General features: G+C 53.1%; 12 protein-coding genes. 5 read left to right on the top strand and 7 right to left on the bottom strand.

The genetic code is table 11. The annotated features are described in order from the left end of the window. Positions 1 to 272: 272 nt before the first annotated feature. From WC612_02080 to WC612_02060, 5 genes are all read right to left on the bottom strand, one after another. Positions 273 to 1,217, bottom strand: a complete 945-nt coding sequence (locus WC612_02080) for a hypothetical protein (GenBank protein MFA6279567.1) — start codon at positions 1,215 to 1,217, stop codon at positions 273 to 275. Positions 1,218 to 1,243: 26 nt separating this feature from the next. Further along, positions 1,244 to 1,693, bottom strand: coding sequence for a hypothetical protein (locus WC612_02075; protein ID MFA6279566.1), 450 nt, complete (start codon positions 1,691 to 1,693; stop codon positions 1,244 to 1,246). 832 nt (positions 1,694 to 2,525) lie between these two features. After that, positions 2,526 to 3,398, bottom strand: a complete 873-nt coding sequence (locus tag WC612_02070) for a transporter substrate-binding domain-containing protein (protein MFA6279565.1) — start codon at positions 3,396 to 3,398, stop codon at positions 2,526 to 2,528. A gap of 126 nt (positions 3,399 to 3,524) precedes the next feature. Next, entirely contained in the window at positions 3,525 to 4,199 is a 675-nt protein-coding gene (locus tag WC612_02065) for a hypothetical protein (GenBank protein ID MFA6279564.1), read from the bottom strand. Between the two features lie 76 nt (positions 4,200 to 4,275). Then, complete coding sequence (locus WC612_02060) at positions 4,276 to 4,899, bottom strand: hypothetical protein (GenBank protein ID MFA6279563.1); 624 nt, start codon at positions 4,897 to 4,899, stop codon at positions 4,276 to 4,278. Between the two features lie 168 nt (positions 4,900 to 5,067). Here WC612_02060 and leuS point away from each other — a divergent pair, with 168 nt between their 5' ends. Genes leuS through holA form a run of 3 tightly spaced genes read left to right on the top strand, consistent with a single transcriptional unit; the run spans position 5,068 to position 9,206 of the window. Continuing rightward, a complete protein-coding gene (gene leuS / locus WC612_02055) occupies positions 5,068 to 7,659 on the top strand; it encodes a leucine--tRNA ligase (protein ID MFA6279562.1) in 2,592 nt (863 codons plus the stop codon). Further along, complete coding sequence (gene lptE / locus WC612_02050) at positions 7,656 to 8,183, top strand: LPS assembly lipoprotein LptE (GenBank protein MFA6279561.1); 528 nt, start codon at positions 7,656 to 7,658, stop codon at positions 8,181 to 8,183. Before leuS ends, lptE begins: the two co-directional genes overlap by 4 nt. Before the next feature lie 3 nt (positions 8,184 to 8,186). Then, positions 8,187 to 9,206, top strand: a complete 1,020-nt coding sequence (gene holA, locus WC612_02045) for a DNA polymerase III subunit delta (protein MFA6279560.1) — start codon at positions 8,187 to 8,189, stop codon at positions 9,204 to 9,206. A gap of 276 nt (positions 9,207 to 9,482) precedes the next feature. Here holA and WC612_02040 read toward each other — a convergent pair whose 3' ends face one another. After that, positions 9,483 to 10,601 (bottom strand): DUF2336 domain-containing protein, encoded by a 1,119-nt coding sequence (locus tag WC612_02040; GenBank protein MFA6279559.1) that lies wholly within the window; start codon positions 10,599 to 10,601, stop codon positions 9,483 to 9,485. 174 nt (positions 10,602 to 10,775) lie between these two features. Here WC612_02040 and WC612_02035 point away from each other — a divergent pair, with 174 nt between their 5' ends. Beyond that, on the top strand, positions 10,776 to 11,297 hold the full coding sequence (locus WC612_02035; protein ID MFA6279558.1) for an adenine phosphoribosyltransferase: 522 nt from the start codon (positions 10,776 to 10,778) through the stop codon (positions 11,295 to 11,297). A gap of 23 nt (positions 11,298 to 11,320) precedes the next feature. Here WC612_02035 and WC612_02030 read toward each other — a convergent pair whose 3' ends face one another. Further along, on the bottom strand, positions 11,321 to 12,661 hold the full coding sequence (locus WC612_02030; GenBank protein ID MFA6279557.1) for a D-alanyl-D-alanine carboxypeptidase: 1,341 nt from the start codon (positions 12,659 to 12,661) through the stop codon (positions 11,321 to 11,323). 229 nt (positions 12,662 to 12,890) lie between these two features. On the opposite strand from WC612_02030, the gene WC612_02025 reads away from it, so the two are divergent. Next, positions 12,891 to 13,289 carry a phasin family protein gene (locus tag WC612_02025; protein MFA6279556.1) on the top strand — a complete coding sequence of 133 codons (399 nt, stop codon included), beginning with the start codon at positions 12,891 to 12,893 and terminating at the stop codon, positions 13,287 to 13,289. Positions 13,290 to 13,333: the final 44 nt, after the last annotated feature.

The raw sequence follows: 13,333 nt of genomic DNA, 5'->3' as shown, positions 1-13,333 counted from the left end.
TATCGAAAAAAACAATGCGTTTAATACTTTCATGCCAATTAACGCAGAATTATGCCCAAAACATTTCAAGAGTTGGTTTTGGGAAACACTCCTTTTTTAAGGGATTAGCCTTCTTTCTTGTGAAGAGCGCGTCGCAATCGTCATTACGAAAAGTAGCAATTTAGCTTCTTTTTGCGAAAGACGCTCGGGGGGGTAAGGGGGCTGATTTTTTTCTTCGCCATAAGGCATATAGCCAGCCAAAAATCAAAGAAACCGTTGGCTTTTTCCTCGTCTTAACGCGGGGCAACGGTCGCGCTGGCTGTCCTTGCGGCAATCGTTGTTACGAAATGCATCAATTTGGATTCTTTCTGAGAAAGGCGTTCAGCGGGACTTCCACAATATTTCGGTGAACGCTTGGCAGCGCGGTCTTGGCGGTTCAGCTTACGATCCAATCGAACAAGCTCCGGCACGGGAATGCCACCGTTGAACAATTCTTTCGCCGCAACCTTCCATCCTTTTTGACGGTCGATCATGTAAAATTCTTCAACGGCCAGACATTCTCGCATGATTCTTTCCGAGGCTAAATCCCATGCGGTTCTATTGAGCAAGTCTTGCTCGCTCACGCAAACAACGCGATAGGCCGTCTCAATCGCATTCAGCTTGAACAGCTTGCGAATGTCCATGATCGAGCCTTCATTGACATCTTCAATATCGCGGGATTTTGCAAGGCCTGTGATAAGATCAACAGCCTGAACGCCAAGCCGTGGAAATTCGGTATCAAAGAAAATGCGGTCACGCCCTGCACCGCAAACGGAAGTCGTCACATGACCCCAAAGGCCGTCAACGAAATATTTTGAAGCGACACGCATGATGTAGTCGGCTTCTGCAACGGCTTTGTCCTTCGGCTTTTTTTGATCTGCAAACGATTTTATAACGTATTCGTATACGGGAAGGCCGGAACAAGCAATATCATCCAAAACCTGTGTGGAAATATTCATATGGTCAACCAACTTTGCTCCAAAGACAGGAGCTAAAAACTGGGCGCGTTTGTGATTGCTGCCGAGCTTCCAATCATAATGAAGGATATTCGAGCCGTTCTCATGGATTTCGTAACGAGGCCCTGTATAAAGATGGGCGCGGCCAAAATAGGGGCAAGCGGCTGTGCCGTCCTTGCGGATAGCAGCCATCATGAGGTCAATAATCTCGTCGGGGGTCAACCACTTGGCAACCATCGTCATTTCTCCCTAAAGTGAAGCTATGACGATTAAAGTTTCAAGCGGCGTTCGTTTGCCTGCTCTTGCAGATAGCGGCGCGTATCTGCTTCAAGCCGATCTTTCAGCTTTGCAACATCGGCAGGATTAGCGCGGGGACCAAGGTCGCCTTCTTCGGCAACAAGCAACTCAATTTCATGATTTGGATTTTTAGCGTAAGCCTTCGCCGCAGGATGTGTGCTGGGGATAGCTGTCGCGCTCTCGTAGTTGTAAGTATTGTTGCCATTGAAGCGAAGGCGGATGAGCGTTCCATCCGGTAGAGGATAAACAAAAGCATGCGGTCGACCGCCCTCATAACCGCCTTCGCCGGTGAGGATAGTTGCAACAGGTTGCAAAGCTGGGATTGTCCGCTTCACTTCGTTTTCGTCCTTCACGAGCCGCAACGCGACAACGAGCGCGGGGGTCGTTAAAAATGTGTTTTCCGAGTATCTTGCGTTTAACATAGCGTCCCCCTGTGGGTTGGTAAAATGATTTCGTGGCCTGTTAATTGTTGCGCGATGCGCCAAATACCTTTTCGTCTGCTGGTGGATGATAGCAAAAATCCGACTTCAAAACAACTTTCCCATTACTTTCAACAAGTTACGTTTACTGTTTGTTAATAAATGAGCGTTGTTAATCCTTTTTTTCGACAATGGCGCGGGGTTTGGCATGGCCGTTAATTATGTTGTCGATTCTTCTTGCTAATACGCGCCCTCAAACAAAAGGGCGTGGGATGACAGAGAATGGGTTATGCAAGAGGCCTGTTGCCTGTTGTTGATTATGGTTAATTTTGGGGACTTTTAGGGTGCTCAAAAGGTCGTTTGAGGGGCGTTTCCGATAATGAGGGTGAAATGTCCCTTTAGAAGGCCTCTCACGGCGCTTGGGATGAGCATGGGCGCGTTATTTCGAGTCCTCGGCAACCTACCCTGCCAAAACATCTATTAACACGCTCTAGCCTCATTTAAAGCGATTTTGCCAAATGGGTGTTTATACCAAACGGCGCATGAAACGACTCGTTGAGTAAGAAACCAAACGGGATTCCCGCTTTGCCCTTTCGCCCGCCGCAAGTGCGGCGGGACGAGGGCGCGGGAATGACAGGTTTTGTGTTTAATTTAATCCCTCTACCGTCATCCCCGCGAAAGCGGGGATCCCGTTTTCTTTTTTCATTAATGGATCATTTCAAAAGGCGGTTGGTATTATATGGCCGCCCTCGCCGTCGTTCGTTCAACTCTTATGGAAAGAGAAAGTTTTCTGGGATGACGGGGAGGGACAACGAGAAGGTTAGCGCCCAGCCCCCTAGGGAGCCCGATTCACAGGCAAGGGGTTGCGTAGGTAGCTATGTTCCTTGCCGTATTTTTTTAAAATATCATCGAGCGTCCCATCATACTCAACATTGCGCAGTGTGTCGTCGATAACTTCCTTAAAACGCAAATCATCCGGCGGCAGGAGCATAACGGTCGGATAAACATTCATGGCTTGGGACGGAAACAGGTTTTTGATCTTTCCCGGATTGCGGGCGGTATAAGTGCTTACAGAGGAAGCGTCCGCCACGAGAAAATCGGCTTTCTTCGTTAAAAGCGTTTCGATTTCGTCGGAGATCGTGTCTAGCTCCGGCAAAGAAAGAACCTTGGCTTTTGGAAATCGTTTTGCAACAGATTGTATTTCGGCACTGCCCTCTGTTTGCACGACCGTCACTTTATCCGAATTCAGTTCTTCAGGATTGTTAAAGTGGCGGGGATCATCCTGCCGCCCCCAAACATAAAGCGGCGAATAAAGTTGAGGCGCTGATGTGGCCACAAGCTTGATACGCGCGGGGTTAAGCCAATAGCCAGCACAAGCCATGTCAACGCGCCCGTTTCTGACGCTTTCCGTGACCATGCCCCAGCCGATTTCCTCCTGCCAGACAATTTTCAGACCAAGGCGCGTGCCTACCTCTTCCATCATGTCATGAAAGATGCCGCGTTTTTCGTTGGTTTGGGGATCAATATAAAAGAGAGGATTCCAGACGGAATAGCCGCAACGGATTGTACCCGTGCGCGTCACGCGCTCAAAAGTGCTTTCTTTGGCGGCTGCCCCAGATGATGGAGCCGTCGAGGCAACATAGCGCACCGTTCCAAAGGCCACGGCGGCACTAAGCCCTACAACAAGGAGAACATGGGATATTTTCATGGCGGTGTCCCGTTTGATGCTGCGTAAATAGGCGAATTATTCTCCGCAACAAGGCTAGGGAAAACAGAGCGACAAGTCAATGTACGAAAGGCCTTCGTTTTTCAGAATGCCACCTAACCCAAAGCCTCAACCAAACTCGCTGGGCGGGGGGTCGATGGGCAGGTTCAGCTCTTCCAAAAGAAGCTCCTCGTTCGTCAGCTTCATCTGGCCGATGGTGAAGTGTTCGGGCACGCCCGCCTCGGCATCAAACACGTCCATTTCATAGGGCGCGACTTTGATGTCTGTTTTGAACAGCGCGTTTTTAAACACCACCGTGGCCGTCAGCGTAAAAAGGTTGTCGCGGCCAATGCCTTTATAGGTGACGGGCATAAGCTTGGCGGCCACATCGGCCTTTTCCTTATCCGTCGCGTTGTCCAGCCAGACGACTTCTTCGGGCTTTTCCACGATGATAAAGCGCCCCAGTTGTCCGCGCACATAGTGGAAGAAAAACCGCGCATAGGCGACCAGCGTCTTGCGATCCAGCTTGATGGGACCCTTTTCATTCACCTCATAAAGCGGCTCATTCGTCCAATTCATGATATGAAGGTCGCCCTCCTTATAAAGGACATAGCGCACGTTGGGCGGCGGCAAGGTCATGTCCGTCAAGGCATAAAGCTTATAGTCGTCGTAAAAGGGCAGCGCGGCCACTTGCACCAGCGTTTTGTCCGCCGGAACCATGATGGGCAACAGATCATGCGCAACGGTGGCCAAAAAAGCGCGCGCGGCATCGGGGGCAAGGGCTTCAAAAGTTAGACCGTCCATAAGATTTTCTCCATTGATATCAAAAACTCGCCGCCATTATGGCATCGGGTTATTAGCAAATGGTTACAGAGTCAGATTAAGGATTGGGGCTTGAGGGAGCCGTTGGGGTCGTCTTGGCATTTAACAGGTAAGGAAAAGGCTTTTCTGCCGCCCATGTTCCTCGGTACATATTGCGCCAACGCTTCCGCCCTTCGTCAAAACGTGCTGCTGCGGGCATAAGGGCGGCCAACGTGGTGGCCACCGACAACGCGCTATTCGGAACAGTCATCAGGACATTGGCCGCGCAAACTCCAGCAAAAAGAACGGCCACGCCCTTTTTTATGGCGCGGGCGTTGCTTTGCCACAAAAGGCGCTCCTTCGTAAAGGTATCGGAAGGATTCATCGTAATAACAACGGGGGTTGGACTCCTGTGCCCCTTATGCGGCTGTGTGCCTTTTAGGGCCAGATACGAGGCCTGCGCAAGTTCGCCAAACCACATGACAGCGACCCCGAAACCAGCGCTCAAACTCGTCGTAAGGCCTAGTTTCAAGACGGCATCCGATGGGGCATGTGGCTCACAGACATGACAGGCTGCCACCGCAAAAGCGAAAGACAAAAGGGTAAACTGAAAATCTGTGCGCAAGCCAATGGTTCTAAGACGCGAACCAAAACCATACCCAATCGAGTCACCCAATATGGTCATTCTGTCTTTTTCTATCATTTAAAAATTCCTTCGTGAAAATGGGCCGCCGCGCTGAAGCATTATGCCAAAAACCCCCTAATCGCGTCCATATGAAACTAATTCCGCAAGCGCGCCCTCCTCCTTGCGGGGCAAAAGAATGTGCGGTAACGTGGCGGCTTGTAAACGCTAACCCTTTGGTCATCTCCTATGTCTGAACGCTATAACGCCCCCGCCACCGAAGCCAAATGGCAACAATACTGGCTACAAAATCAAAGCTTTAAGGCTGTCACCGACACCTCGCGGCCCAAATACTACGCCCTGTCCATGCTGCCCTATCCTTCGGGGCGCATCCATATGGGTCATGTGCGCAATTACACCCTTGGCGACGTGGTTGCCCGCTATAAACGTGCCATGGGCTTTAACGTCCTTCACCCCATGGGCTGGGACGCCTTTGGCCTTCCGGCGGAAAACGCGGCGCGGGGCAACAAAACGCATCCAGCAACATGGACATACGACAACATCAAAGTCATGAAGGCCGAGCTGCAGAGCATGGGACTGTCGCTGGATTGGGATCGCGAGATCGCGACGTGCGACGTTTCCTATTACAAGCATCAACAAAAATTGTTTTTGGATTTCCTGAAGGCCGGTTTGGTCTATCGCAAGGAAGCGTGGGCGAACTGGGATCCCGTGGACAACACCGTGTTGGCCAACGAACAAGTGATCGAGGGACGCGGCTGGCGATCAGGCGCTTTGGTTGAAAAGAAGCTGCTGTCCCAATGGTTCTTGAACATCACTTCCTATAGCGAGGATTTGCTGCAATCGCTGAAGACTCTGGATCGCTGGCCGGACAAAGTCCGCCTGATGCAGGAAAACTGGATCGGCAAGTCTGAAGGGGCTTATGTAGATTTTTGCGTGGCACGCGACTGCTCTGCGCTTCGCGCAACCGCGACTGCGTGCGAGCACGGCGCGGTGGAAACAATACAGGTCTTTACAACCCGCCCCGATACTTTGTTTGGCGCATCGTTTGTCGCGATCTCGGCCAACCATCCTTTGGCCAAAGAGCTGGCGCAAAAGGACGAGAAGTTAGCGGCCTTCTGCGCCGATTGTAACCGCACGGGAACCAGCATCGTCGATATCGAAAAGGGCGAGAAGAAGGGCTTTGATACAGGGGCGCGGGTCGTTCATCCCTTTGACGCGTCGTGGACGCTGCCTGTCTTTGTCGCCAACTTCGTCTTGGTCGAATACGGCACGGGCGCGATCTTTGGCTGCCCCGCGCACGATCAACGCGATTTAGACTTTGCCCGCAAATATAACCTGCCCGTCAAGGCGGTCGTGCTGCCTGACGGTGAAGACGCGGCCACCTTTACCGTGGGCGATGTTGCCTATACCGGCGAAGGCAAAGCCTTTAACTCACAGTTTTTAGATGGACTTGGAACCGTCGAGGCGCTTAAGGCCGCGATCAAGAAAATCGAAGGGCTGGGCGCGGGCAAAGGAACCGTACAATACCGCCTGCGCGATTGGTGCGTTAGCCGCCAACGCTATTGGGGCTGCCCCATCCCGATCATTCACTGCGAGCACTGCGGCGCAGTGCCTGTGCCGGAAAAAGATTTGCCCGTCGCGCTGCCCGACGACGTTACGCTGGACAAGGCAGGCAATCCGCTGGACCATCACCCAACGTGGAAGCATGTCGCATGCCCCCAATGTGGCAAGCCCGCGTTGCGCGAGACCGACACCTGCGACACCTTTGTGGATTCCAGCTGGTACTATGCGCGTTACTGCTCGGCAACATGCGAGGATAAGCCCGTCGATCCGAAGGATGTCGATTACTGGCTGCCCGTCGATCAATATGTCGGCGGCGTTGAACACGCGATCTTGCATTTGCTCTATGCCCGCTTCTTTGCCCGCGCGATGAAAGCCACAGGGCATTTGAAAATCGATGAGCCTTTTACCGGCCTGTTCACGCAAGGCATGGTCTGCCACGAATCCTATAAGGATGAAAACGGCGCATGGCTGTACCCCGAAGAAGTCAAACGTCATGCGGATGGCTCTGGCGTTCACGCGCAGACGGGCCGCCCCGTCACGATTGGCCGCATCGAGGTCATGAGCAAATCCAAAAAGAACGTCGTCGATCCGGGCAAGATCATCAAGCTTTACGGCGCAGATACGGCGCGGCTTTTCATGCTGTCCGACAGCCCGCCGGAACGCGACATTGAATGGTCAGAGGCTGGCGTTGAAGGCGCATGGCGCTTTATTGGTCGCCTGTGGCGCTTGCTGGACAAAGCTGAAGCCGCGCCGACAAACGACAAGAGCGATGCGGACAAAACGCTCGCCTTGCGACAAACGATCCACCGCACCATCGCGGACTTCACCGCCGACATTGAGCGCTTCCACTTCAACCGCGCCGTCGCGCGGGCGCGTGAGATGGCCAACGCTTTGGAGTCTTTTGAGGGCGATGCCGCCGTTCTACGCGAGGGCATCGAAACACTGGTACGTCTTTTGAACCCCATGCTGCCCCACATCACGGAAGAGCTGTGGCAACAACTGGGCCACACCACGCCGCTGGTCCAAGGCACATGGCCGAAAGCCGATCCCGCTTTGCTGGTGGAAAACACCACAACCATCGCGGTGCAGGTGAACGGCAAGCTTCGTGCAACCATCACGATTCCCAAGGACGCAAGCGTCAAAGCCATTGAAGAAGCGGCGCTGGCGGAGGCGGGGGTCAAGAGAGCCATGGAAGGTAAAACGATGAAAAAGATTATCGTCGTGCCAAACAAAATCGTTAGCGTCGTGGTGGCATGATGACCTTTCGCCCTCGCGCTTTTCTGATGGGTCTGCTGCTGCTTTCGGCGTGCGGCTTTTCCCCGATTTATGGCGATCATGCGGGCTCGCACGCCGTCACAGCTTCCATGAGTGACGTTTTTATTGAGTCCATTGATGGGCAAGACGGCCAATTCCTTCGCAATAAATTGATCGACCGGCTTTATTTCCATGGCCGTCCTGCCGCGCCCAAAGCGTTTTTGACCGTCGTTCTTACCTCAACAGAAGTGGGGCTTGGCGTACAAAAGGACGCGACGACCTCGCGCAGCCAGCTAGAGATGAACGCCTCTTATAGGCTAGTGGGCAAAGACAAGAAAAACCTTTTCAGCGGCACGGCACACAGCGTCGCCAGCTATAGCCGCCTTACGGCACAGTTTGGCACGCTGGCCACGCAGCGCGATGCGTATGAACGGGCGCTGAACGAAATCGGCGAGCAAATTGCGGGCCGCCTAAGCCTTTACTATGCAGAAAGAGAACGTCCCTCTGCCACCAAGCCAGCCCCCTAAAGCATGAAGCTTTCTTTTTCTCAGATCGCCGGTTTTCTGCAAGCGCCCCCGAAGGACGTGCGTGCGATTTTGGTTTATGGCCCCGATGCGGGCCTTGTTAGCGAGCGCGCCGAAAATCTTGCCGCCAAACTTGTTAAGGACAAGGCCGATCCTTTTGCCGTTTCGCTTATGACGGGCGGGCAGATTGGCGGCGATAGCGCCACCCTTTATGACGAAGCTGCGTCGATGGCGCTGGGGGGTGGGCGTAGGCTTATCCGCTTGCAACGCGCCAGCGAAAGCAACGCCGCCGCGCTGGCTGTGTTCTTGAAAGATCCACCCGCCGTCGACAGCGTTATCCTGATCGAGGCAGGCGATTTGGACAAACGATCCAAACTCCGCGCCTTGTGTGAGGGGACCTCTCCTCTCGCCGCAGGAATTCCCTGCTACCAAGAGGATGCCGCGGCGAGGGCCCACACCGTTGCCGCCGCGCTGCAAGCCGAAAAACTGGCCGCGCCACGCGATGTCGTCCAGCTTTTGGCCGACCTTTTACCGCCCGACCGCCTTGCCATGCGCAGTGAGCTGGACAAGCTTGCCCTTTATGCGCAAGGCACTGGCAAAGTGTCTGTTGAGGATGTCACCGCCGTGATCGCGAATGCGGGCGGCGCCGAGATTGACGATCTGGTGCAGGCCGCCGCCAGCGGCGAGGCGCGACGCGCCGCCACCTTACTGGATCATTTGCTGGCCGAGCAAAGCTCACCCATCGCGCTGCTGCGCGGGATGCAACGACATTTGATGCGCTTGCAACTGGCACGCGCCCATATGGCGAATGGCGCAAGCGCAGGCGAAGCCCTTAAAAAACTTGCCCCGCCCGTTTTTTGGAAATTGGTCGATCCCATGACGCGCCAACTAAATCGCTGGGGACTGGAAAGTCTTGAAACGCGCCTTTTTCAACTCGCCGAGGCCGAGGCCGTATGCAAGCGCACCGGCACGCCCGACGTGGCACTTGTCAGCCAGCTTTTCCTGAACATCGCCGCGAAGGGGTAGACGCACAGCTCCGAACTCGGGTTAACAAAGACCCAGAACGACCCTCCCCTTGCGGGAGGGTCGTTTATTATCTTGGATTCACGCCCTTGGGGGTAGACGCCTGTTATACCAACCGCCTTTTGAAATGATCCTTTTAAAAAAATAAGAAAACGGGATCCCCGCTTTCGCGGGGATGACGCGTGTGGATTGATATTAAAAACAAATCCGTCATTCCCGCGCAAGCGGGAATCCCGTTTGTTTTCCGTCTTAATGAGTCACGTCGTAGTGCCGTTAGTATTAGCCAGCGCGTTTTTCGGCAGACATAATATCGCCCAGTTTGTTTAAAAGATATTCGAAGTCGTCTGAGCCAACATCTTCGAACTGGGTCAAGACGCGCTCAATCACCCGCGCCCGATAACGCTCCATATCATGGGCCGCGCCATCCATCTCGGTTTCATGAACGACATCCAGCGCCGCCCGAATGACCGGCATCATATTGGGGGGCATGGTGGCGCGGTCATAAAGCGTTTTCATTCCCAATTGTCCCCCATCATGGATGAGGATTCGGGCATTCAGAAGCGGGATCCCTGCCCTTACCGCCAAAGCGGATTCAAAAAACAGAACATCGCCCATGCACAAGGCGCGCAGAATGATCGACGGCGTCAACCGCCCATTGTCGTTCATTTGGGTGACCAGACGCTCCATCTCCTCTTCAGAAGACCCAGAGGCCATTTCAACAATGGTGCGCTCACGGCTTTGTAAAACCAAATCGGCGGCAACCGATGTGGAAAGCGCGTGATGCGAAACCAAATAATCTTGGAGCTTTTCCGAAACCATAAAGGCCAAGCGTTCGGCGACAGTGGCGGGCAACGTAGCACGCCTGCAAATGGCCTCTTTGACCACATCATTCGATTCAAAACGCGTGATGGCCTTATCATAGCCTTCGTTCGATATTTGTGCGCCCCTGTTGCCCAGCAACGTTGTGACGGCCTTTTCACCCGCCGAGGTAATGATCGCCTCCGACACGGTGGCCGAAACGATAGCCCGACCGGCGATCGCTTCTTGTTTAGAGCCAGAGCCTTTGGCAATAATGGAAAGCAAATCTTGATCTGTTAGAACCCCTGACTCTTGTAAAATGGGAAGAGCAACTTGCTCGATATCATTCGCCAGTTGAACGGCAATGTCATGAGGCAGGCGCGCCGCATGGCGCAAATTTTGTGAAAGGGCTAAGCGAACGGACGCTTCAACGTCTTTGGCCATAAGCCGGACGACTTCTTGCGCCAACGCCGTTTCATTATCCGACAAAATAGGATTCTCGATGTCCAGCGCCAATTTACCCGCCACTTCGGCGCGCACGGAAGGGGACGGTTCTTGCAAGAGTCGCTGAACGTCTTCCTTGGTCAAATGGGATGTCATTTTTGGGCCCCGTTTAAGATATAGCGCTCCCGCCACAGAAAGCGGATCGGCTTCTCAGTGTACCCTATCCGCTTAATGCTTTGCATATTATTAATAAGGGACAAATTTTTCTGGCTTATGCCCCAGAATGCGTTAGCATGCGCCCGCTCTTTGTCCTTATAATAAAGGTGTTTTATGCCCCTCGATCTTAAAGCTCACATTCGCTCTGTTCCCGGCTTTCCCAAGGAAGGCATTTTGTTTTATGATATTGGCACTCTTTTGGGCCACGGGCCCGCTTGGCAAGAAACGATTGACCGCCTTGAGGTCATTGTTCGAGAAGATGTCCCTGATTTTCTTATTGCTGTCGAATCACGAGGCTTTCTGGTCGCCGCACCTTTGGCGGCGCGCTTAGGGATTGGCCTTATTATGGTTCGCAAAAAAGGCAAGCTTCCAGGTAAAACGCAGTCCTATAGCTATGAGCTAGAATACGGAACAGACACCCTTGAGATTCAAGAAGGGCTTATCACGGTGGGCCAACGTGGCGTTATTATTGACGATTTGCTGGCCACAGGTGGCACGACTGCCGCGACCATCCATTTGGCACGCCAAATGGGCGTCGACCTTGTACGGGCGGTTTATATTATCGAGCTGCCCTTTCTGAACGGGCGTCAAAAAATAGACATCCCCGTCTCCAGCCTCTTGTCCTATGACGAATAGTCCTTAAGCGTCTGTTCAGGAAATCATGGCCCCGTAATCACCAGACAGCTACGCCCGCTTTTCACAAGGTGTGCACACGCGGCGCGGGCGCTGCTTTGCTCGAGACCCACAAAGCGCGCACGATACATGGCCGAGCCATCTGTCATGGTTACTTTTTGCAAGCTTGGCTCGCCCTTCCCCAAAAGGGGGGCCATAGAAGACGCCATCTGCGCCAGAGCTTTTTGGGCTCCATCAATTTCGCTATACGCGCCGACCTGTATGCCCCATGCATCATTTTCGCTTTGTTTTTTTTGGGTTTCGCCTTCTTCCCCCTTCTGCAAGGCGGACTCAACGGGGGAATCATCGGGCAGAACGGTTCTAACACGACCCGCCTGGGTCCGCAAAACGCGAGGACGCGACGAGGCGGCAAAAGCAGGAACCGACTTGGATGGCAGCGCAAGCGCACGCGCCTCACGGCACTCCTGACGCGAAACCGCACCAAAGGCATCGTTTAAAAGAGCTTCCATCTGCCGATCGCGAGACGGGGCGCTGGTTCCGCCAAAAACCACGCCAATCAGGCGCGTTTGCCCACGCATGGCCGAGGCGACAAGATTAAAGCCGGACGTGCGAATATAGCCGGTTTTAATGCCATCCATGCCCTCAAACCGCTCCATCAGATGGTTATGGTTGTTATAAGTATGTCCCTTATAGACAAAGCTCTGTTTTGAAAAATAAGGATAAAATCCCGGAAAATGATAGATCAGGCCATAGCCCAACATCGCCATATCCCGCGCCGTCGTGAATTGATTCGGGTCAGGAAGCCCATTGGGGTTTTGGAAAACGGTTTGGCTCATACCAAGAGCCTTGGCCTGCTGCGTCATCATGGCCGCAAAACGAGGAATGTCGCCCCCAAGGCCTTCCGCCAAAACGACAGCCGCGTCGTTCGCTGATTCCGTGATGAGGCCCATGATGGCGTCATAGGCGCGAATGGTCTGTCCCGCTCGCAAACAAAGCTTGGTGGGGGCCTGCGCCGCCGCACGCGCCGACACAGGAAGGGGCGTGTCCAATCGGATCGCGCCCGATTCAAGGGCTTGAAACGCTAAATAAAGCGTCATCATTTTGGTCAAGGAGGCAGGACGGCGAATCGCAGTACTGTTGGATTCATGCAAGACCTTCCCCGTTGAGGCTTCGATCACTATATCGGCATAACGCGCCGATGAAGAATCAACCGCCAGAACGTGATGCGTCCGCGCCTTTGCCTTGCTTTTCCTTGTTTTAGCTTTGCTTTTAGCAAAGGCATCCCCAGCACCCCCCACGCAAAGCGCGAAGACCACAAGGCCAATGAAAAAGAGCTTCTTTCCCCGATTAATGCCTAACAAACTCATCGATTCATATCACTTTTTGCCCACGAACTTGAAACGCCAAGAATGAGTCCAAAGCGATCTAAATGCAACCCGCTTCCTTATATAATTTTTTTTGTTAAGTATTCTTGACAAACGCCCCAACCCCGTATATATTAACTCTAAATTGTTGCACTGCAACATACCATTATGTGCGCCAAGGCCTTTCTCTTCGGGGTGTTTGTGCGTAAATTTTCTCTTTCAGGGGGCAGAAATGCAAGCCACAAACGAACAAATGGAAAAGATGACCAGCACGCTTCTTCAAGCGGCAAGCGACATGAACACCATGGTGCGGGATACAATGAACGTCACCTTGCAATCTGTTTCGATTATGACCAAGGGCTGCGGCGAACTGTGCGACAGCCTTAGCGCCCTCGTTCAGAAAAATATCGACCAAAGCAGCAAGGTTACCCAATCCCTTTCGTCCATCACCTCGGTTGATGATTTGGTCAGCACGCAAAACACCGCGTTGAAAGACAATTTCGACTCGATGATGTCGGACCTTAACAACTTGTCCCAGATTTCCAGCCGCGTGGCGCAACAAGCCGCTGAGCCTGTGACCAAGCACGTTAACGACTCGATCAACAAAATCTCGAAAATCAAGGCCGCCTAATAGCCTTTGTTTTCTTCCTTTAAAAAGGCCGTTCCTGAAAAGGA

This window comes from Bdellovibrionales bacterium (assembly GCA_041662785.1).
Taxonomy (GTDB): Bacteria; Pseudomonadota; Alphaproteobacteria; order UBA9219; family UBA9219; genus UBA8914.
The sequence above is the reverse complement of the archived record's forward strand: the minus strand, read 5'-3'. Positions and strand labels throughout refer to the sequence as shown.